Origin of the sequence: Mycolicibacterium parafortuitum (assembly GCF_002086815.1) — a bacterium.
Lineage (GTDB): Bacteria > Actinomycetota > Actinomycetes > Mycobacteriales > Mycobacteriaceae > Mycobacterium > Mycobacterium parafortuitum.
This window is the reverse complement of record NZ_MVID01000002.1, coordinates 64697-84402: the sequence shown is the minus strand read 5'-3', so window position 1 is coordinate 84402 and position 19706 is coordinate 64697. Positions and strand designations below refer to the sequence as shown.

General features: G+C 66.9%; 21 protein-coding genes. 16 read left to right on the top strand and 5 right to left on the bottom strand.

Going from position 1 to position 19706, the window contains the following annotated elements; all coding sequences use genetic code 11:
* Positions 1-19: 19 nt before the first annotated feature.
* The 14 genes from BST38_RS03055 (at position 20) to BST38_RS02990 (ending at position 13674) form a co-directional block, all read left to right on the top strand.
* On the top strand, positions 20-835 hold the full coding sequence (locus BST38_RS03055; protein WP_083141783.1) for a mycofactocin-coupled SDR family oxidoreductase: 816 nt from the start codon (positions 20-22) through the stop codon (positions 833-835).
* Positions 835-1875 (top strand): NAD(P)-dependent alcohol dehydrogenase, encoded by a 1041-nt coding sequence (locus BST38_RS03050; RefSeq protein ID WP_083141782.1) that lies wholly within the window; start codon positions 835-837, stop codon positions 1873-1875. Before BST38_RS03055 ends, BST38_RS03050 begins: the two co-directional genes overlap by 1 nt.
* Positions 1876-2492: 617 nt before the next feature.
* The gene (locus tag BST38_RS03045; protein WP_165761557.1) at positions 2493-3203 is read left to right on the top strand and encodes an MlaE family ABC transporter permease; all 711 of its coding nucleotides are present in this window, start codon (positions 2493-2495) and stop codon (positions 3201-3203) included.
* Complete coding sequence (locus BST38_RS03040) at positions 3200-4054, top strand: ABC transporter permease (RefSeq protein ID WP_083141780.1); 855 nt, start codon at positions 3200-3202, stop codon at positions 4052-4054. The genes BST38_RS03045 and BST38_RS03040 overlap by 4 nt, the downstream gene beginning before the upstream one ends.
* A gap of 4 nt (positions 4055-4058) precedes the next feature.
* Positions 4059-5474: an MCE family protein gene (locus tag BST38_RS03035; RefSeq protein WP_083141779.1), complete on the top strand. Its 1416-nt coding sequence runs from the start codon at positions 4059-4061 to the stop codon at positions 5472-5474.
* Between the two features lie 23 nt (positions 5475-5497).
* Positions 5498-6526, top strand: a complete 1029-nt coding sequence (locus BST38_RS03030; RefSeq protein ID WP_083141778.1) for an MCE family protein — start codon at positions 5498-5500, stop codon at positions 6524-6526.
* The gene (locus BST38_RS03025; protein WP_083141777.1) at positions 6523-7818 is read left to right on the top strand and encodes an MCE family protein; all 1296 of its coding nucleotides are present in this window, start codon (positions 6523-6525) and stop codon (positions 7816-7818) included. Before BST38_RS03030 ends, BST38_RS03025 begins: the two co-directional genes overlap by 4 nt.
* On the top strand, positions 7818-9119 hold the full coding sequence (locus BST38_RS03020; RefSeq protein WP_083141776.1) for an MCE family protein: 1302 nt from the start codon (positions 7818-7820) through the stop codon (positions 9117-9119). The genes BST38_RS03025 and BST38_RS03020 overlap by 1 nt, the downstream gene beginning before the upstream one ends.
* Positions 9120-9121: 2 nt before the next feature.
* Complete coding sequence (locus BST38_RS03015; RefSeq protein ID WP_083141775.1) at positions 9122-10267, top strand: virulence factor Mce family protein; 1146 nt, start codon at positions 9122-9124, stop codon at positions 10265-10267.
* A gap of 1 nt (position 10268) precedes the next feature.
* Positions 10269-11705 (top strand): MCE family protein, encoded by a 1437-nt coding sequence (locus tag BST38_RS03010; protein WP_083141774.1) that lies wholly within the window; start codon positions 10269-10271, stop codon positions 11703-11705.
* Positions 11702-12208 carry an Rv1363c family protein gene (locus tag BST38_RS03005; protein ID WP_181791952.1) on the top strand — a complete coding sequence of 169 codons (507 nt, stop codon included), beginning with the start codon at positions 11702-11704 and terminating at the stop codon, positions 12206-12208. The genes BST38_RS03010 and BST38_RS03005 overlap by 4 nt, the downstream gene beginning before the upstream one ends.
* On the top strand, positions 12205-12807 hold the full coding sequence (locus tag BST38_RS03000; protein WP_083141772.1) for an Rv1363c family protein: 603 nt from the start codon (positions 12205-12207) through the stop codon (positions 12805-12807). Before BST38_RS03005 ends, BST38_RS03000 begins: the two co-directional genes overlap by 4 nt.
* Positions 12777-13172, top strand: coding sequence for a DUF732 domain-containing protein (locus tag BST38_RS02995; RefSeq protein WP_083141771.1), 396 nt, complete (start codon positions 12777-12779; stop codon positions 13170-13172). The genes BST38_RS03000 and BST38_RS02995 overlap by 31 nt, the downstream gene beginning before the upstream one ends.
* A 16-nt stretch (positions 13173-13188) precedes the next feature.
* Positions 13189-13674, top strand: coding sequence for a CAP domain-containing protein (locus BST38_RS02990; protein ID WP_420872511.1), 486 nt, complete (start codon positions 13189-13191; stop codon positions 13672-13674).
* 23 nt (positions 13675-13697) lie between these two features.
* Here the strand turns inward: BST38_RS02990 and BST38_RS02985 are convergent, their stop codons facing one another.
* Positions 13698-14525 (bottom strand): SDR family NAD(P)-dependent oxidoreductase, encoded by an 828-nt coding sequence (locus BST38_RS02985; RefSeq protein WP_083141769.1) that lies wholly within the window; start codon positions 14523-14525, stop codon positions 13698-13700.
* A gap of 218 nt (positions 14526-14743) precedes the next feature.
* Here BST38_RS02985 and BST38_RS02980 point away from each other — a divergent pair, with 218 nt between their 5' ends.
* Together BST38_RS02980 and BST38_RS02975 are read left to right on the top strand one after the other, a co-directional pair.
* On the top strand, positions 14744-15679 hold the full coding sequence (locus BST38_RS02980; RefSeq protein WP_083141768.1) for an alpha/beta hydrolase: 936 nt from the start codon (positions 14744-14746) through the stop codon (positions 15677-15679).
* Between the two features lie 119 nt (positions 15680-15798).
* Positions 15799-16290 carry a flavin reductase family protein gene (locus tag BST38_RS02975; protein WP_083141767.1) on the top strand — a complete coding sequence of 164 codons (492 nt, stop codon included), beginning with the start codon at positions 15799-15801 and terminating at the stop codon, positions 16288-16290.
* Positions 16291-16335: 45 nt separating this feature from the next.
* On the opposite strand, the gene BST38_RS02970 is transcribed toward BST38_RS02975, so the two are convergent.
* The 4 genes from BST38_RS02970 to BST38_RS02955 form a co-directional block, all read right to left on the bottom strand.
* Entirely contained in the window at positions 16336-17520 is a 1185-nt protein-coding gene (locus BST38_RS02970; protein ID WP_083141766.1) for a TetR/AcrR family transcriptional regulator, read from the bottom strand.
* Between the two features lie 112 nt (positions 17521-17632).
* Positions 17633-18049, bottom strand: coding sequence for a MaoC/PaaZ C-terminal domain-containing protein (locus tag BST38_RS02965; protein ID WP_083141765.1), 417 nt, complete (start codon positions 18047-18049; stop codon positions 17633-17635).
* Positions 18046-18495 (bottom strand): MaoC family dehydratase N-terminal domain-containing protein, encoded by a 450-nt coding sequence (locus BST38_RS02960; protein WP_083141764.1) that lies wholly within the window; start codon positions 18493-18495, stop codon positions 18046-18048. The genes BST38_RS02965 and BST38_RS02960 overlap by 4 nt, the downstream gene beginning before the upstream one ends.
* Positions 18492-19682 (bottom strand): lipid-transfer protein, encoded by a 1191-nt coding sequence (locus BST38_RS02955; RefSeq protein WP_083141763.1) that lies wholly within the window; start codon positions 19680-19682, stop codon positions 18492-18494. The genes BST38_RS02960 and BST38_RS02955 overlap by 4 nt, the downstream gene beginning before the upstream one ends.
* Positions 19683-19706: the final 24 nt, after the last annotated feature.

The following is a 19706-nucleotide window of genomic DNA, read 5'->3' as shown; positions in this document are numbered from 1 at the left end:
TCAGCCAGGAGCAGAGCACATGTCAGGAAACCTCGAAGGCAAGGTTGCCTTCATCACCGGTGCGGCACGAGGACAGGGCCGCACCCACGCGGTCGCGCTCGCGCAGGCCGGCGCCGACATCATCGCGGTCGACCTGGCCGGGCCGCTGCCCGGCGTCCCGTACGACTCTCCGACGCCTGCGGACCTGGACGAGACGGCGCGCCTGGTCGAGGGCGAGGGCCGCCGGATCGTCGCCGAACGGGTCGACGTGCGGGATCTGGAGGGCATGCGGGCGACGGTCGAGCGGGGTGTCGCCGACCTCGGCGGACTGGACGTAGTGGTGGCCAACGCCGCGATCTGTGTCCCCGCGGCCTGGGATCAGACCAAGCCCGAGGTGTTCCGCGACACCCTGGACATCAATGTCACCGGCGTCTGGAACACCGTGATGGTCTCTGCCCCGCACCTCGTCGCGCGCGGAGCCGGCTCGGTGATCCTGATCAGCTCGTATGCCGGTAAGAAGGTGCAGCCGTTCATGGTGCCCTACACCACCAGCAAGCACGCCGTGGTGGGCATGACCAGAGCGTTCGCCGCCGAACTGGGTCGGCATCGGGTGCGGGTCAACAGCATTCACCCCGGTGCGGTCAACACGCCGATGGGCTCGGGGGACATGATCGCCGAACTCACCGCCGCCGGTGAGACCAACCCGCCGCTGATGGGTATGGGCACGCCGTTCCTGCCCGACTTCTCCACCGAACCCGAGGCGATCTCACAAGCGGTGGTGTTCCTGGCCTCGGATGCGTCGTCGTACATCACCGCTGAGCACATCAGCGTCGACGGCGGGGCCCAGTACTTCTGATGCGCGCGGTTCAACTGGTCGAGCCGACCGTGGTCCGTCTCGTCGACATCCCGGTGCCCGAGATCGGGCCCGACGACGTCCTGCTACGGGTGGCCGCAGCCGGAGTGTGCCATTCCGATCTGCATGTGATGCACAACCCCGACCGCATCTTCGCCCGTCCGGTCACCCTGGGCCACGAGGTCACCGGTAGCGTCGCCGACGTCGGCTCCGGTGTACGTGGTTGGGCGGTGGGCGATTCGGCCATCGTGCACTTGTGCTGGTCCTGCGGGCAATGCCGGAACTGCCTCGCCGGTGCCGACAACGTGTGCCTTCGTGGCGGTCGCCGGGCACAACCGCCTGCACCCGGCCTCGGCCCCGACGGGGGGATGGCCGAGTACATGCGGGTGCCCGCCCGTTTCCTGGTCGGCATCGACGGGCTCGACCCGGTCGTGTCGGCACCGCTGGCGGATGCCGCGATGACGGCCTATCACGCGATCCGCAACAGCGGTCACGCCTTGGCGCCCGGCAACACCGCGGTCGTGATCGGGGTCGGTGGTCTCGGGCACTGCGCGCTCCAGATCCTGCGTGCCACGACGGCCACGCGGATCATCGCCGTCGACGTGGACGCGGGCAAACTCGCGGATGCGGTGAACCACGGTGCACACGAAACCGTCTCCGCGGCCTCGGATACCGTCGCCGCGATCCTGGATCTCACCGACGGGATCGGCGCACAGGCGGTCTTCGATTTCGTGGGCAACGACGCCACCTTGCGTACCGCGGCGGCCGGCGTGGCGCCCAACGGGGTCGTCCAGGTCGCCGGCCTGGCCGGCGGGCGGGTGCCCATTGCGGCCGCCCCCCGCGATGGGGTCGGCTGGCCCTGGGGTGCCTCCCTCCGCATGTCCTACGGAGGAACCCGGACCGACCTCGTCGCCTGCGTCGCGTTGGCGCGGGACGGGCATCTGCGCGTCGACTGCGAGCGTTTCGCCCTCGCCGACGCGCTGGAGGCCTTTGACCGGCTCGAAGCCGGAGGGGTACGCGGGCGCGCGGTTCTGGTGCCGTAGGCGCGCAGACGCCCCTGGAGGTGGTTGGCGTCGTGGGGCGGAGTCACGGCGTACCACCGGCCATATCAGAAGAAAAACTAACGTATCGCCGCGGTGCCGTGCTGCGCCGCGCCCGCGCGGGTCGACGGTCGCACCCGCCCGGCGAGTTCCTCAGATCATAGAATCTTGACTCACAAAATGGCCATCTATGTCGCACTCTCGGTATCACGGCAATAGCGGTTGTCTGCCGCGTTCTTGACAGATAAGCGCTGTTCAGCTTCATATTTGACGCGTCGTCACCACATGCTCCCGGTGTTTGTCCGGCCTCGGCCAAGGAGCTGCTTGACCGCCGAATGAGCGTGTGCGATGCTATCGCGGATCACACCTGTGATTGAAGCCACTCCTGCTTCACGGTGTGAAGGTTCGAGTTCGAAAGGCGTCAGGTTGAACGAGGAAATACAGAATTGCTCTTCACAACCAGGCAATGACCCCACTCCTTGGTCCCGGGTCGAATCGGGGACCGCATGACCACAGCCGAGCAGCCCGCACCCGCGTCCTCGCGCGTGCGTGCCGGCTTCACCGCTGTCTCCTCAGGTAAAGCGGCGAAACCTGTTCGTGCTCTTGGGGATTTCTTCGCGATGGCGATGGACACGCTGGTGTGCATACCGCGCAGGCCCTTCGCGTGGCGCGAGTTCCTGGAGCAGTCCTGGTTCGTCGCCCGGGTGTCACTGGTGCCTACCCTGATGCTGGCGATCCCGTTCACCGTGCTGCTCATCTTCACGTTCAACATCCTGTTGCTGGAGTTCGGCGCCGCTGACTTCGCAGGCACCGGTGCGGCATACGGCACCGTGACCCAGATCGGTCCCGTGGTCACCGTGCTCGTGGTCGCGGGTGCAGGTGCGACGGCGATGTGCGCCGATCTCGGTGCGCGCACGATCCGTGACGAACTCGACGCACTGCGTGTGATGGGGGTGGATCCCATCCAGACACTGGTTGTTCCCCGCGTGCTGGCCGCGACCTTCGTCGCGACGCTGCTGTCCTCGGTGGTGATCCTCGTCGGTCTCGTCGGCGGGTTCATCTTCTCCGTCTTCATCCAGCATGTGACACCGGGCGCGTTCGTCAGCGGCCTCACCGTCATCACCGGTGCCGACGACGTCATCATCTCTTTGGTCAAGGCCGCGCTGTTCGGGCTGTCCGCCGGATTGATCGCCTGCTACAAAGGCATTTCCGTCGGCGGCGGGCCGGCCGGCGTGGGCAACGCCGTCAACGAGACCGTCGTGTTCACATTCGTCGCGCTCTTCGCGATCAACATCATCGCGTCCGCCGTCGGAATCAAGGCCACGCTATGACCGCGGGTTCTCCGAGCAGGCTCCATCCGCGGATTCAACGCACCGTGGCCGGGTGGGTGTCCGGACTGAGCCGAATCGGCACCCAGGCGCAGTTCTACTTCCAGACCCTCGGCGCCATCAAAGACGTGCTCATCCATTACAAGAAGGAACTGCTGCGGCTGATCGCGCAGATGAGTTTGGGCGTCGGCGCTTTGGCCGTCGTCGGCGGCACCGTGGTGATCGTCGGCTTCCTCACCTTGTCCACCGGTGCGCTGGTCGCGGTGCAGGGTTACAACCAGTTCGCCGAGGTCGGTGTCGAGGCGCTCACCGGATTCGCTTCGGCCTATTTCAACGTGCGACTGATCGGACCGGTGATCGCCGGAATCGGGCTGGCCGCCACGATCGGCGCCGGTGCCACCGCACAACTCGGTGCGATGCGGATCAACGAGGAGATCGACGCGCTGGAGGTCATGGGCGTCCGTTCGATCGCGTACCTGGCGGCCAGTCGGGTGTTGGCGGGCGTGATCGTGGTGATCCCGCTCTACTGCGTCGCCGTGCTGTCGGCTTTCTGGGCAGCACGATTCGGCACGATCGTGATCTATGGACAGTCCTCAGGCGTGTACGACCACTACTTCACGACCTTCCTGAGCGGAACCGACATCATCTGGTCCTTCTTCCAGGCCGTCATGATGGCTGTCGTCATCATGCTGGTGCACACCTACTACGGCTTCACCGCGTCCGGCGGACCCGCCGGGGTCGGGGAGGCCGTGGGGCGCGCGGTGCGCACCTCGCTGATCGCCGCGGTCCTGGTCGTGCTGTTCCTCTCGCTGGCCATCTACGGCCAGTCCGGCAACTTCAACCTGGCCGGGTGACGCGATGGCGCGCAGCAACAATCGAGTGGGAATTCATCCGTTGTGGTGGACCGCGGCGTTGTTCGTCACGGTCATCGGGTTGGTCGTCACCTGTTCGCTGATCTTCGCAGGTACCTTCCGCCGCTATGTGCCGGTCACCTTGACCTCTGACCGATCCGGTCTGGTGATGGAGTCGGGCGCGAAAGTGAAGATGAGCGGCGTCGTGGTCGGCCGCGTCGCAGGGATCGCCGGCGGGAAGGGCGCGGCGGCGCTGAAGCTTGAGCTCGACCCCGACAAGGTGGGTTACATCCCGGCCAACGTCGAAGCCGAGATTGCCACCACCACAGCGTTCGGCGCCAAATACGTCGACTTGATCTACCCGGATCAGCCCAGCGCGCAGCGACTCGCAGCGGGTGCGGTGCTCAAGTCCCGCAACGTCGCCACCGAGGTGAACACGGTGTTCGACAACCTGGTCGGGCTGTTGAATCAGATCGACGTGGCGAAGCTGAGCGGAGTGCTGACCGCGGTCGCCGACGGAGTGCGCGGTCAAGGAGAGCGCATCGGCCAGGCCACCACGGACGCCAACGAGGTGCTGCTGGCGGTCAACCCGAGGATGGACCGGGTCGGTGAGAACTGGAGATCGCTGCGGGGCGTCAGCGAGGCCTACAGCTCAGCGGCGAGCGACATCTTGGCCACCCTCGCCGCGGCGACCGTGACCGGCGAGACGATCATCGGGCACGAGCAGGACCTTGACGCGCTGCTGCTGAGCGCGATCGGGTTCTCCACCAGCGGAACGGATCTCATCGCCCCGAACCGGGACAACCTGATCAACGGCATCAATGTGCTGGAGCCGACGACCAGTCTGCTGCTGAAGTACGACCCCATCTACACCTGCCTGCTTCAGGGCGCCAAGTATGCACTCGACAATGGTGCATACGAGAACATCGGCGGCAACGGACGTTCGGTGGTTCAGGACGTCGGGCTGCTGATGGGCGACGATCCGTACCGGTATCCGCAGCACCTGCCGAAGGTCGCCGCCAAGGGCGGACCCGGCGGCCAGCCGGGTTGCGGCTCGCTGCCCGACGTGAGCAAGAACTTCCCGGTCCGTCATCTGGTGACCGACACCGGATTCGGCACCGGTCTGGACATCCGGCCCAATCCCGGTATCGGGTTCCCGGGCTGGGCGAACTACTACCCGGTCACCAAGGCGGTACCGGAACCCCCGCGGGTGCGCCACTTCGGCGGACCTGCACCGGGGCCGGCCCCAGCGGTTCCGGGGGGCGCCCCGTACGGCGCCGCGCTCTACGGGCCCGACGGAACACCGCTGTGGCCGGGGGTCCCGCCCCCGCCACCGGCCGCACCGGCAGCTCCGGCGGCTCCGTTGCCCGCCGAAGCGCCTGTCGCCCAGAGCGTTCCAGGGCCGACGGTAACGGCTCCTTAGACCATGAGCATCGAGGATCAGCAGTGAGAAGCAGTTTGCGACGGGTCGTCGTCAACCTGACCGTGTTCGTCGTCGTCTGTGCCGTCTCCGCGTTCGGGTTGTTGGCGATCTTCGCCAACCTCCGCTTCTCCTCCGAGGAGCTGTACCGGGCGGAGTTCACCGATGTGAGCGGACTCGAGGTGGACGACTTCGTGCGGATCGCCGGCGTGGAAGTCGGTCAGGTCAAGAAGATCTCGATCAATCCGGATGCACACGCGATCGTGGAGTTCTCCGCCGATCCGTCAGTCGATCTGACCGGCACGTCCAAAGCCCAGATCCGTTGGGAGAACCCGATCGGCGACCGGTACATGGCGCTTTTGGAGGGAGCCGGAAAGGCCGAGCGACTCGCCCCCGGCATGACCATTCCGGTCGACCGCACGGAACCGGCGCTGGATCTGGACACACTGCTGGGCGGCTTCCGTCCGCTCTTCAGGGCGCTGGATCCCGATCAGGTGAACACCCTGTCGACGGCGCTGATCCAGGCGTTCCAGGGCGAAGGCGCGACCATCGGCTCCTTTCTGAACCAGGCGGCGGCGCTGACCAACACCCTGGCCGATCGCGACATCCTGATCGGTGAGGTGATCGGCAACCTCAACACCGTGCTCGGATCCTTCGGCGGGCAGACCGAACAATTCGCCAAGTCCGTGGACTCGCTCACGCTGCTGGTGAAGGGACTCGAGGAGCGCAAGGGTGACGTCGCCAACGCGGTGGCGTACACCAACGCCGCCTCGGCGACAGTCGCCGACCTCCTGATGCAGGCACGCGAACCGATGAAAGAGGCCGTGGTGCAATCGGACCGGGCCACCTCGTTGGTCCTGGCTGACCACGAGTACTTCGACGGGCTGCTGAACATGCTGCCCGACGCGTACAAGAAGCTGTCACGACTGGGAAGTCGTGGCGACTTCATCCCCGAGTACCTCTGTGCCATGTCGTTGAAGCTCAACGGCAAGGGCGGACAACCGGTTTACGTCAAACTCGCCGAGCAGACGACAGGGCGGTGTGCGCCGAAATGAAACCTTTCGCCGAACGCAACCCGTTCGTCATCGGGGTAGCGGGAATGGCGCTCACCGCGGGTGTGGCTGTCATCGCGCTGCAGTACGACAAGCTGCCGTTCGTGAGCTCCGCCGACGAGCACTCGGCCTACTTCGCCGAGGCCGGCGGCCTGCGCGCGGGCGCGCCGGTTCAGGTGGCAGGCTTTCGGGTCGGCCAGGTGTCCGCCATCGAACTGGACGGCACCCAGGTGAGGGTGGACTTCGACGTCAGCGACGATGTCCGTCTCGGCGATCTCACCGAGGCCCACATCCGGACGAAGAGCCTGCTCGGATCGAAAGTCCTTGAGGTGACGCCGCGCGGGGAGGGCGACCTGAACTCGGCCATCCCGATCGAGCGGACCAGGTCGCCCTACCAGCTGCCGGATGCACTCGGAGATCTGTCCGCGACCATCAGTGGACTGAACACCGACACCGTGTCCGACGCGCTGTCCACGCTGGCCCAGACCTTCCAGGACACCCCACCCGAGTTGAAGGCCGCCGTCGAGGGTGTGGGCCGGTTCTCCCAGACGCTGGGGGAGCGCGACACACAGCTGCGAAACCTGTTGAGCAACGCCAGCAAGGCCACCGAGGTGTTGTCGGACCGTGCCGACGAGGTCGCCGAGCTGGTCGCCAACAGCAATGCCCTGCTGCGTGAGCTGCGCAACCAAAGTGCGGCGCTGGAACAGATCTCGCGAAACCTGTCGGTCTTCGCCCAGCAGCTGTCCGCGTTCATCGAGACCAACCGTGCTCAGATGCGCCCTGCTCTGGACAAGCTCAACGGGGTGTTGACGATCGTCGACAACCGCAAGGACCGGGTCATGCTCGCCATCAAGTATCTGAACCAGTACACGATGTCCCTCGGTGACGCGGTCGGCTCGGGACCGTTCTTCAAGGCATATCTGGCCAACCTGCCCGGCCAGTTGGTGCAGCCGTTCATCGATTCCGCGTTCTCCGACCTCGGCCTGGATCCCAATGTGCTTGCCCCGTCGCAACTTTCCGATCCCCAGACCGGCCAGCCCGCCACGCCGGCGCTGCCGGTTCCGTTCCCGCGGACCGGCCAGGGGGGACCGCCGCACGTGACGCTGCCCGACGCGATCACCGGCAATCCCGCAGATCCGCGGTACCCCTACCGTGAGCCCGAACAGGCGCCCGCCCCGGGCGGCCCGGCCCCGGGACCGCCGGCGCTGTGGCCGGAGGGACAGCAGCCGTCGAAGCTGCCCACCCCGCCACCGGTCTCTGACCCGGTGACCGCACCCGCAGGCGGAGGTCAGTGATGCGAAAGTTCCCGCTCCGCACCGGTCTGGTGGTCGCGCTCATCGTGGTGGTCGTGATCGGCGGTGTGCTGGTGATGCGCGCGGTCAACCACGTCGGCCGCACGCAGCTCACCGCGTACTTCGACAACAGCAACGGTCTCTTCACCGGAGACGAGGTGCGCATCCTCGGTGTTCCGGTGGGCGCCGTCGAGACCATCGAGCCGGAGCCCCAGCGCGTCAAGGTGACGTTCTGGGTCGACGGCAAGCACAAGGTGCCCGCGGACGCGAAGGCCGTGATCGTGTCGCCACAGCTGGTGACGGCGCGGGCCATTCAGCTCACGCCGGTATACGAGACCGGCCCGGCGCTGGACACCGGAGCGGTGATCCCGCAGGCGCGCACCGCGGTGCCGCTGGAATGGGACGATCTGCGAACCCAATTGGAGAAGCTGACGAATGCGCTTCAACCCACCCAGCCGGGAGGGGTGAGCACGCTCGGTGAGTTCGTCAACACCGCCGCCGACAACCTGCGTGGGCAGGGCGCGGATATCCGCGAGACCGTCACGTCGATGTCGAGGGCACTGTCGGCGCTGGGCGATCACAGTGACGACACGTTCGCGACGCTGCGCAACCTGGCCGTCGTGGTCTCCGCACTGGAGGACAGTTCCGATCTTCTCGCTGCGCTCAACCGCAACATGTCCGCGGTCACGGGGCTTCTCGCCGATGATCCCGGTGCGGTCGGGGACGCGATCGACGACCTCAATCTCGTCGTCGGCGAGGCCACTCAATTCGTGAGGGACAACCGGGAGGCGGCCGGAATCGCGACCGACAAACTGGCTGCGATCTCGTCGGCGGTCAACAGCAACCTCGACGGCATCAAGCAGGCGTTGCACGCGTTCCCGAACGCCGCGCAGAACTTCGCCAACGTCTACCAGCCGTCACAGGCCGCCCTGACGGGCATGCTCGCGGTCAACAACCTGGCCGACCCGATTCAGTTCCTGTGCGGCTCGGTGGAAGCGGCGTCGCGGCTCAACGGGGAGTTCTCGTCGAAGTTGTGCGCGCAGTACCTGGCACCGATCGTCAAGAACCGTCAGATCAACTTCCCGCCGCTGGGCGAGAACCTGTTCGTCGGTCAGTCGGCGCGACCCAACGAGTTGACCTACAGCGAGGACAGACTGCGACCCGACTACATCCCACCGCAGCCGGCGCCCGCCGCGCCCGCCGCGCCCGCCGCGCCCGCCGCGCCCGCCGCGCCCGCACCGGCGCTCGTCGCAGATCCCGCCGCGGGTCTTCCCGGACTCCTGCTGCCCGGATCGGGAGGGTGACGATGGCTTCACTGCGTAAGGCCGGTCGTGGCAGGAAGATCGGCGCCACCGCGATCGTCGCGATGACCGTGCTGACCGGATGTCAGTGGCGGGGCCTCAACTCGCTGCCGATGCCCGGCACCGAAGGCGGCGGGGACGGTTCCTACGTGGTGCAGGCCCAACTGCCCGACGTCGGGACCATCGAGCCCAACTCGCGCGTGCGGGTGGGCGACGTCAACGTGGGGACGATCACCAAGATCGAGCGCCAGGGGTGGCACGCGCTGGTCACGATCCGGCTCAACGGCGATGTCGAACTGCCTGCCAATGCGACCGCGGTCGTCGGTCAGACCAGCCTGCTCGGCTCGCTGCATGTGGAGCTGGCCGAACCGACGGATGTCGCGCCGAGCGGCAAGCTGGTCGACGGATCGCTGATCCCGCTGGACTCCGGCTCGTCCTACCCGAGCACCGACCAGACGCTGGCGGCGTTGTCGTTGTTGCTCAACGGTGGTGGGGTCGGCCAGCTGCAGGACATCACGGCAGCATTGGCCACCGCGTTCGCCGGCCGGGAGAGCGACCTGCGCAGCCTGATCGAGCAGACGGACCAGTTCGTCGGCCGGCTCAACGCCCAGACCGGTGACATCATCGACGCTTCGGAGAGTTTCAACAGCCTGGTGGGGCAGCTGGCGGACCAGCAACCGGTACTCGACAACGCGCTCCGGACGCTTCCCGACGCGGTGAAGGTGCTCAGCGATCAGCGGGAGAACCTCGTCGAGGCGGTGGACGGGTTCGGCAAGTTCAGCGCGTTGACCGCCGATGCGGTCAACCAGACCAAGCAGAACCTCGTCTCCGAGATCAAAGCCCTCGGACCGGTGCTCGGATCACTCGCCGACGCGGGACCGGCCATGACGCGCTCGCTGAGCCTGTTGACCACCTTCCCGTGGCCCATCGAGAGCGTCGACAAGGTGGTCCGCGGCGACTATCTGAACACCGACGTGATCTTCGACCTGACGCTGAGCCGGCTCGGCGACGGTCTGCTCAACGGCACACGGTTCGAAGGCGACCTCACCGAATTGGAGATGCAGTGGGGCAGAACGATCGGTCAGGTACCCAGTCCGTACACCGCAGGCAATCCACTGATCGCGCCGTACCGATTCGACCAGGGGCGCTGACATGCTGACCAAGCGGATCAAACTGCAGCTGGTGGTCTTCGCGGCGGTGGCACTCGTCGCGGGCAGCATCATGGCGTTCGGGTACATCAAGGTGCCGGCGATGTTGGGGATCGGGCAGTACACCGTGATCGTCGATCTTCCGCAGGCCGCCGGCCTGTACGCGACGGCCAACGTCAGCTATCGCGGCACCAGGGTCGGCCGTGTCACGGAGGTGCGGCTGACCGACGACGGCGGAGTGCAGGCGGTGATGTCGCTGCAGTCGGGCACCGACATCCCGTCGGACCTGACCGCAGAGGTGCACAGCACATCGGCGATCGGCGAGCAGTACGTGGCGCTGGTTCCCCGGACCGCCGACGCGCCACCACTGAAGAACGGCGACGTCATCCCTGTCGATCGTGCGACGACGCCGCCGCCGATCAACGCGCTTCTCGACGCGGCGAACCGCGGTATCCAGGCGATCCCCGGCGACAACGTCAAGACCGTGGTCGACGAAAGCTACGCCGCGGTGGGCGGTCTGGGCCCGGAGCTGTCCCGGATCGTGCGTGGTTCCACGCAGCTCGCCTCGGACGCGCGCGCCAACCTGGACTCGGTGTTGACGTTGATCGACGACGCCAAGCCGTTGATGGATTCGCAAGCGCAGACGGCGGATTCGATCAATGCGTGGGCCTCCCACCTCGCCGACCTGACCAGTCAGGTCCGCGATGCCGACCCCGCCGTGGCGGGACTGATCGAACGCGGCGGTGACGCGGCCGAGGAAGGCCGTCAGCTCTTCGATCGACTCAAGCCGACCCTGCCCGTGCTGCTGGCCAACCTGGTCAGCGTCGGCGAAGTTGCGGTGGTCTATCAGCCGGCCATCGAGCAGATACTGGTCCTGGAACCGCAACTCGTCGCCGGACTGCAGGGCGCGCTGCTGGCCAACAAGGATTCCAAGCGCAAATCACCCGGGCTGTACGTGAGCTTCAACCTGAACCTGAACCTGCCGCCACCATGCACGACGGGCTTCCTGCCGGTGGATCAGCAGCTGGCTCCGAGCGTCGAGACGTCGGCGGACCTGCCGCCGGGTGACCTGTACTGCCGGATACCGCAGGACTCGTGGAATGTGGTGCGCGGCAACCGGAACTACCCGTGCATCACCCGGCCGGGCAAGCGGGCTCCGACGGTGAAGATGTGCGAGAGCGACGAGGAGTACGTGCCGCTCAACGACGGGTTCAACTGGAAGGGCGATCCGAACGCGACGCTGTCGGGCCAGGACATCCCGCAGCTGCCGCCGCCACCTGCGGCGGCACCGCACCCCGGACCGATCGCGGTGGCTGAGTACGACCCCGCGACCGGTGAGTACGTGGCGCCGGACGGCAACATCTACACCCAGGCGGATCTGGCGCCCCAGGCAGAAGGCAGGACATGGCAGAGCATGATGATCCCCCCGCAGGGAAGATGACTCCGGTTGTGCCGCGACGCTTTTCGGGGCTGCACTGGGTTGCGGCGCTGTGCGCGGTGGCGTTCGTGGCACTGGCCGGTCTCGGCGGCTGGATGGGGTATCGGTTGGTCGACGAGCGCAGGGAATCGGCTCAGCAGAGCCGCTTCGTCGAGACCGCACGCCAAGGCGCGATCAACCTGACCACCATTCGTCACGCGACCGTCGACGAGGACATCAAGCGGATCCTGGATACCTCGACCGGGGCGTTCCACGACGACTTCCAGAAGCGGGCGGAGTCGTTCGCCGAGGTCGTCCGGCAGGCCCGGTCCGCATCTCACGGCTCCGTGACCTCGGCGGCCCTGGAATCGCACGAGGGTGACACCGCAAAGGTGCTGGTCGTCATGTCGGTGCAGATGTCAAGTGACGAAGCGCCGGAACAGGTCCCGACGGTGTGGCGGATGCGCATCGGCGTGCAACAGAGCGGCGACAGCGCACGGGTGTCCGACGTGCAGTTCGTCTCATGACGCCACGTATCGATGAGATCGGAGACGACACCGTGAGCGATCTGGCGCTCGCCGACAGCCCCCCGGCAACAGCCCCCGACGACGGGGCCCCGCCCGCTGCGCCTGCCCGGGGTCCCGCAGTGCTCCGGTGGGTCGTCTACCTGGTTTTGCCGCTGCTCGTGGTGGCGACCGCACTCGGCGTGGGATTCCTGAAATGGCAGCTCGATTCGGAGGCGGCGCCGTCGGGCGGCGTCGCCGCGGCACCGGTGGCGGCCGCCACGGAAGGGGTCGTGGCGATGCTGTCCTACCGGCCCGACCGCGTGCGGGAGGATCTGACCGCCGCCGCCGAACGTATGACCGGTGACTTCCGCACGGAGTACACCACGCTGATCAACGACGTCGTCGCACCCGGAGCCGAGGAGCAACGGATCTCGGCGGAGGCCGCGGTGCCCGCGGCAGCAGTGATCTCCGCGGACGGTGACCGGGCTCGGGTTCTGGTGTACATCAACCAGACGACGACGGTGGGTACCGAAGCACCCACCGATACGCAGTCCAGTGCCCACGTCGATATGCAGAAGGTCGGAGACAGATGGCTCATCGCGGGATTCGAACCCATCTGATCCGGCCGGCGGCCGCCCTCCTGGCGGTACCGTCGGCGATGTTCGCGACCGTGGCCCCGCCGCAGGCCCACGCCGACACCGTCGCCTACCTGGTGAACGTGACTGTGTGGCCGGGCTACGGCTTCGCCGGGCCCGATGACGCGCTCGCGTACGGAAACGGTATCTGCCACAAACTCGCCCAGGGCCGCACCTACGGCGAGTTGATGGCCGACGTGAAGTCCGACTTCCGGACGTCCGACGAGTTCCACGCCTCGTATCTGATCGGGCAGGCGGCCGACAACCTGTGCCCGGTATCCATCAACGCGCTGCGTACCTCGGCCGGCGGTTACCGCCCGCCGGCCCCTGCCCCTGCGAACGGCGAATGAGGAAACCGTGATTCGAGTGAACCGCCGGCGTGCGGCTGCCCTGGCCGCCTCGGCCTGCCTACCTTTGGCCGCGGGTGCCGTCGCGCCCACCGCACACGCGGACAACCGACGATTCAACAGCAGCGTGGTCGAGAACGTCTATGCCATTCAGCGGCAAGCCGACTGCGAGAACGAGCTCAACGTCAGCCCGCAGCTGCTGCAGGCCGCCGAGTGGCATGCCCGCGATCTGATGGGCAACCGAGGTCTGTTCGGTGACAACGGATCTGACGGGTCCACCCCGCAGCAACGTGCCGAAGCCGCGGGCTTCCGCGGCACTGTGGCCCAAACGGTGGCGATCCACCCGGCGCTGGCGATCAGCGGAATCGAGCTGATCAACCTCTGGTACTACAACCCCGCCTACCACGCGATCATGGCCGACTGCACGCACACCAAGATCGGGGTCTGGTCGGAGAACAGCCTGGATCGAACGGTAGTCGTCGCCGTGTACGGCCGACCCGACTGACAGTCGGCCGTACCCGGCCTACGTCACTGCGAGGTGGCGGTCGCCGCGCCCAGCGCGTTCATGTCGGGCACGAACGGCTGATGCGCCAGCAGGCCGCCGTCGACCCGGATCGATTCGCCGTTGATGCCACGTGAATCGTCGGAGGCGAGGAACGCATACACCTTGGCCAGGTCGTCCGGACCGTTGAGGTCCGGTGCGAGGGTATGGCTGCGGTAGATGTCCTTGATCGTCTCCGGAAGTTGTTGAGCCGGCGGAGTGGTCGTGGTCCCCGGGCAGACCGCGTTGCATCGCACGCCTTCGCGGCCGTACTGGGTCGCCGTGTACTTGGTCAGCGCCAACAGCGCCGCCTTGGTGGCGCCGTAACCGGTGAGGCTGGTGTCGCCGGCGAACGCGTGCGTCGAGGCGGTGTTCACGATCGAGCCGCCACCGGAGCGCAGATGCGGCAGCGAGTGTTTGGTGGTGAGCATGGCGCTGCGCACGTTGACAGCCATCACGTCGTCCCACACCTCGATCGGCATGGTGGCGACGTCGCCGTCACCGGCGGGGAACACCCCGGCGATGTTGAACAGCACGTTGAATCCGCCGAAAGTGGACACTGCCGTTGCCACCAGTTCCGCGATCGCGGCCTCGTCACGCAGGTCGGTGTGGACGGCGATCGCCACGTCGGGGCCGTATTTGTCGTTGAGCCGGCGGGCCAGCGCGGACGCCCCGTCGATGTTGATGTCGGCGAGCACCACGCGGGCGCCCTCGGCGACCAGTTCCGTGGCCGCCGCACCGCCGATGTTCAGCCCACCGGGTTCCACCGTCGTGGCGCCGGTCACCAGGGCGATCTTGTCGGACAGTCGTGGCATGTGTTCCTCTTCCGTCGGTCCTGGCGTGCTGAGCACGCCTGTGTGAAGGTTAACTTCATCAATGGGCCTCGTCAATGATGCTTTGACGAGTTACTATGCGGAGATAGTTATTGGCGATTCTTTAGAGCGACTCTCGGGTTATCACTCGGGTCCTCCCGGGGTTTCCCCTGGAAGCTTCTCTCGAAGTTCGTCACAGAACACGATTGGTGGGTACAGAGGTGGCCTTGTCCTTGGCCGACGAGCAGTGGTCCGACGCGGATGCCGACGCCTTGGAGCATGCGGAGCGCGAGCTCGAGCGCGTCTTCGGGGACGGTCGACGTCCGCTGGCGGCGATGCGGCAGGCCCTCGACGACATGATGATCTCTCAGGGCCTGCCCGACGACATCGCCATCGCGGAACTGACTGTCGGGGGAATTCCGGCGCTGCGGGTCAGCGCCGGCGTCGTCGACGACACCGCCACGGTCATCTGGTTCCACGGTGGCGGATACGTGATGGGGTCGGCCCACGGATATCGCGGAGTGGCCGCGGCGGTGTCGGCGGCGGCCGGGCACCCCGTCGTGGTGCCGGACTACCGGCGCGCTCCCGAGAATCCGTTCCCGGCGGCGCTGCTCGATGCGCGCACAGTGATGAGCTGGGCTGCAGAGACTTTCGGGGACCGCTGGGTGCTGGCAGGCGACTCTGCGGGCGGCGGCCTGACGATAGCCGCCATGATCAGTGCCCGCGACGAGGGTGCGCAGCTGCCCGCGGGGGCGGTCCTGGTGTCTCCGCTGGCCGACTTCACCGCGTCGGGCGACAGCTTCGACGTGCACGACGAGACGGACGTGGCGATATCGCGGCGGTCGGTCAGATCGCTGGCCGCGGCCTATCTCGGCGGCCATGATCCGCGGGATCCGCTGGCGTCCCCGGTGTTCGGGACGCTGGACCGATTGCCGCCGACCTTCATCCTGGCCAGCGATCGCGAAGTTCTTCTCGACGACGCGAAGGCGCTGCACCACGGGATGCAGCGGGACGGTTCCCCCTCCTCGCTGGCCGTGTACGCCGGCGTGTGTCACGCGTGGACGATGTTCGCCTCCACGATGCCGCGTGCCCGGCGCGCGGTCGCCGAGATCGGTGACTTCGTGGGCCAAGTGCTGGCCGACCGCAGCCCGGTGTGACCGTCGAATGTGGATTGCGGGCGCCGCACACCGCGACCGCATGCTGACAGATGTTTCAAAAATTAATTTCCATTATGTGGTCCTGACTGCCTGGTGAGGACGAGCGAGGAGGTCGGTTGATGGCGGTGGCAGAAGTGGAGTCGCTCGGAGAAGCATTCCGGGACGCGATGGCGTCGGTGTGCACGCCGGTCGCGGTGATCACGGCGATGGACGGCGAACGTCCGCACGGCACCACGGTGAGTGCGTTTGCGTCCCTGTCCATGTCGCCGCCGTCGCTGCTCGTCAGCCTCGATCGGGGTTCTGAGCTGCTGGCGCTGATCCAGGCCGCAGGGGAGTTCGGGGTCAACGTCCTTGGGTACGATCAGTCCGCTCTGGCAGCCTGTTTCGCCCGCAAGGGGCGCGACAAGTTCGCCGACGTCGACTGGGTCCTCGCCGAGGGCGTACCACGCCTGGCGGGCGCGCCGGGATGGTTCGCGTGCGAGGTGATGCAGGCGGTGGAGGCCGCCGACCACATCGTGGTCATCGGCCGGGTGCGCGCGGTGGACAGCACCGTGGCAGCGCCGTTGACCTACCACGCCAGGACTTTCGGCACCCACCACATCACGAGCTGAGGAAACGGGCCCACGGTATGGGCCACGGCGCACGACTCGGGGTGCTCAGGCGGCGATCACGGCCGCCACGAGCTGGTGCAGCTCCGCGGCGATCCCCGGCCGGCTTCGCATGCTCGGGGTCTGGGTGATGTCGGTGACCAGACCGATCGAGGCCTGTGCGAGCAGCCGGGCGTGCGCCGGGGTCAACTCCGGACGTACCCCGAGGATCGCGGCGACCCACTCGTCGACGTACTCGCGCTCGCTCGTCCGGATCAGTTCCTGAGCCTTCTCGGGAAGGTAGATCAGGTCGGCGGCCAGGATCGCCAGGATCGGCTGGTGCGGACCCAGGGCCAGCTCGATGAGCGTGCACACGATGACGTCGAGCGCTTCCTGCGGCGTCGTGGCCGAGGGGAGGCGATGGTTGGTGACGTAGTGCAACCCCTCGGCGCCCCGGTTCAACACCGCCTGCAGGAGTTCGGCTTTGCCGTTGAAGTACTGGTAGAAGGTCGCGATGGCGGTGTCCGACTCGGCGGCGATCTCCTCGATGCCGACGGCGTGGTAGCTCTGTGCGTGGAACAGCCGGGTGGCGGTGCTCAGGATGCGTTCGCGTCTGCCGGGTGGGCGGCGCTGTTTCGGCACCGGGGTCGCCGAATGCGTGGTCGCACCATCGAGTTCGCATTTGAGGACGTTCTGCGCCATCGACTGCAGGAGCCGCTTGGCTGCGGCGTTCTCCAGCCGTTTCCGCGCAGGGGCGATGCTGGAGTAGATGCCCAGCACACTCCAGGCCCGCAACTCGGCGTCGCCGGAGGGCTTTCCCCCGTCGCCGAGGCCGAGTGCCTGCACCGTCAGTCGCAGGACGGCGTTGAGCCGCAACCGGAAATCGTTCTGCTCGTCTTCGGAGAGCTGCCGGCGTTCACGCTTCCAGAGCAGCACCTCTTCGCGTTCGAGCACCAGATCGGCGAGCTCGGACAGAAACATCTCGGCACGCTCGTCGGGCTCCAGCCCGGACTCGACCGCATGGACCGCAACCGCTTCCACCGCGGCGAGCTGTTCGGAGATCGCTTGTGCCAGAATGTCGTGCTTCTTGCGAAAGTGGCGGTAGAGCGCCGGCCCGGTCAGACCGACGGCCGAGGCGACATCGTCCATGCTGACGTTGTGGTATCCGCGGTCTGTGAACAGGCGCGCGGCTGCCTGGGACAGTTGGAGCTTGCGTACCGAGCTCCGCGCATGCTGGCGGACGGATTGCGGCACGTCGGCGTTCCTCCCTCTGATGCTCTCCGGCGAGCCTCAAGGCCCCGGAAGAGTGAACCATGATTATAGTTCACCCTTCCGGGTGCTGCCTGGATTCAGAGGACGCCCATGATCAGGCGAGCGCGACGACTGCTTCGCCGCTGAGCGTGACGGTCCCGTCGGCAAGGCTGATCTTCACCTCGACGGTGGCACGCTTCTCGCCGTCCACGTCGTCGATACCGGTCACCGTTCCCGTGCACGTGGGCTGCGCCAGGACCGGGGTGATCGAGGTGAACCGGGTGCTCAGCGCCCGCAGCTGCGATTGCGGAACCCACGACGTGACGAGCCGACCCAGGTACGCCATCGACAGCATGCCGTGGGCGAACACGTCGTCGAAACCGGCCGCCCGGGCCGCGTCGATGTCGACGTGGATCGGATTGTGATCACCGGAGGCGCCGGCGAACAGCGCCAGTGTCGTCCGCGAGATCGGTGCTACCACCAGGGGTGGCAGTTCGGTTCCGACCTGGATGTCGGCGGCAGCGGTGCTCACGAGGGTGCTCCATTCCGGATGACGGACACGCTTTCCATCTCCGCGACGAGTTCGCCGCCTGCGGTCAGCTGGGATCGGCGTACCAGAAACTCCAGCGCGCCGTTCTTCTTCGAGAAGTAGTCGGTGAACTCGGCCTGCAGGGAGAGAGTGTCCCCGGCGTGCACGGGACGGTGGTAGGTGAAGCGTTGCTCTCCGTGCAGGACCGACGACACGTCGACGCCGTTGGCTTCGAGCACCCCGAGGGTGTCGGAGTGTTCAAGGTCGAGTCCGAAGACGAACGTCGGCGGCGCCAGCAGGTCCGGGTGGCCCGCAGCGCGGGCGGCTTCGACGTCGAAGTAGACCGGGTCGGTTTCGCCGATCGCCTTGGCGAACATCGCGACACGACCGCGTTCGACGTCGACACTGCTCTCCGGCCACTGGTAGCCCTTCAGGGTTTCAGCGCTCATTGGGATTTCCTTTCGTACAGGGTGACCACGCAGGCCCCACCGAGACCGAGGTTGTGCTGCAGAGCCAGGCGCGCGCCGTCGACCTGCCGTTCCCCGGCCGTACCACGCAGCTGCCACACGAGTTCGGCGCACTGAGCCAGACCGGTCGCGCCGAGCGGGTGGCCCTTGGACAGCAGGCCGCCCGACGGGTTGGTGACGACGCGTCCGCCATAGGTGTTGTCGCCGTCGAGAATGAACTTCTCGGCGGTGCCCTCGGGGGTCAGCCCGAGTGCCTCGTAGGTGATCAGTTCGTTGGTGGTGAAGCAGTCGTGCAGTTCGACGACCGGAATATCCTCGGGGCCAACGCCTGCGGACTCGTAGACGTCGGCGGCCGCCTTCGCCGACATGTCGTAGCCGACGACGCGGCGCATGTCATCGCCGTTGTAGGCGCCGGGCAGGTCGGTGACGAGAGACTGTGCGCGGATCACGACGGCGCCGTCGATCCCGTGCTTGGCGGCGAACTCCTCGCTGCACACCACCGCCGCGGCGGCGCCACACGTCGGAGGGCAGCACTGCAGCCGGGTCAGCGGACCCCAGATCGTGGGCGAGGCCATCACCTCGTCGAGGGTCACCGGATCGCGGAAGACAGCGAAGGGATTGCGCGCGGCGTGCTGGCGGGCCTTGACCGAAATGCGGCCGAAGGTCTCAGGTTTGGTGCCGAAGCGCTCCATGTGTGCCACGCCGGCGCCGCCGAACAGTTGTGCGGCCATCGGCGCCTGCGGATCGGCTCCGGGCCGACCCATCGCCACCTCTTCGAACTTCCCGGTCGAGCTGGGCCTATCGTCCCACACCGCGGCCAGTGCACCCGGGCGCATCTGCTCGAAGCCAAGGGCCAGAACGCATTCGGCGGCTCCGGAGGCCACTGCCTGACGGGCCAGCCAGAGCGCCGACGAGCCGGTCGAGCAGTTGTTGTTCACGTTGACCACCGGAATGCCAGAGAGGCCCAGGTGATAGAGCGTGGCCTGCCCTGATGTCGAGTCCCCGTAGACGTAGCCCACGTAGGCCTGCTCCACGGTGGCGTAGTCCACGCCCGCATCGGTGAGTGCGGCGCGCGCGGCGTCTGCACCCATCTCCTGGTAGTTCCGGCTCTTGCTCGGTTTGGCGAATGGGGTCATGCCGACCCCCGCCACGCATACGGTGCGCTGCATCTCCACCCTCAGTTCTCGATTTAA

Bases quoted from the DNA above. Each gene is read 5' to 3' on its own strand.
- BST38_RS03055 (WP_083141783.1), top strand. From the start codon at position 20: ATGTCAGGAAACCTCGAAGGCAAGGTTGCCTTCATCACCGGTGCGGCA.
- BST38_RS03050 (WP_083141782.1), top strand. From the start codon at position 835: ATGCGCGCGGTTCAACTGGTCGAGCCGACCGTGGTCCGTCTCGTCGAC.
- BST38_RS03045 (WP_165761557.1), top strand. From the start codon at position 2,493: ATGGCGATGGACACGCTGGTGTGCATACCGCGCAGGCCCTTCGCGTGG.
- BST38_RS03040 (WP_083141780.1), top strand. From the start codon at position 3,200: ATGACCGCGGGTTCTCCGAGCAGGCTCCATCCGCGGATTCAACGCACC.
- BST38_RS03035 (WP_083141779.1), top strand. From the start codon at position 4,059: ATGGCGCGCAGCAACAATCGAGTGGGAATTCATCCGTTGTGGTGGACC.
- BST38_RS03025 (WP_083141777.1), top strand. From the start codon at position 6,523: ATGAAACCTTTCGCCGAACGCAACCCGTTCGTCATCGGGGTAGCGGGA.
- BST38_RS03020 (WP_083141776.1), top strand. From the start codon at position 7,818: ATGCGAAAGTTCCCGCTCCGCACCGGTCTGGTGGTCGCGCTCATCGTG.
- BST38_RS03015 (WP_083141775.1), top strand. From the start codon at position 9,122: ATGGCTTCACTGCGTAAGGCCGGTCGTGGCAGGAAGATCGGCGCCACC.
- BST38_RS03010 (WP_083141774.1), top strand. From the start codon at position 10,269: ATGCTGACCAAGCGGATCAAACTGCAGCTGGTGGTCTTCGCGGCGGTG.
- BST38_RS03005 (WP_181791952.1), top strand. From the start codon at position 11,702: ATGACTCCGGTTGTGCCGCGACGCTTTTCGGGGCTGCACTGGGTTGCG.
- BST38_RS03000 (WP_083141772.1), top strand. From the start codon at position 12,205: ATGACGCCACGTATCGATGAGATCGGAGACGACACCGTGAGCGATCTG.
- BST38_RS02995 (WP_083141771.1), top strand. From the start codon at position 12,777: ATGGCTCATCGCGGGATTCGAACCCATCTGATCCGGCCGGCGGCCGCC.
- BST38_RS02985 (WP_083141769.1), bottom strand. From the start codon at position 14,525: ATGCCACGACTGTCCGACAAGATCGCCCTGGTGACCGGCGCCACGACG.
- BST38_RS02975 (WP_083141767.1), top strand. From the start codon at position 15,799: ATGGCGGTGGCAGAAGTGGAGTCGCTCGGAGAAGCATTCCGGGACGCG.
- BST38_RS02960 (WP_083141764.1), bottom strand. From the start codon at position 18,495: ATGAGCGCTGAAACCCTGAAGGGCTACCAGTGGCCGGAGAGCAGTGTC.
- BST38_RS02955 (WP_083141763.1), bottom strand. From the start codon at position 19,682: ATGCAGCGCACCGTATGCGTGGCGGGGGTCGGCATGACCCCATTCGCC.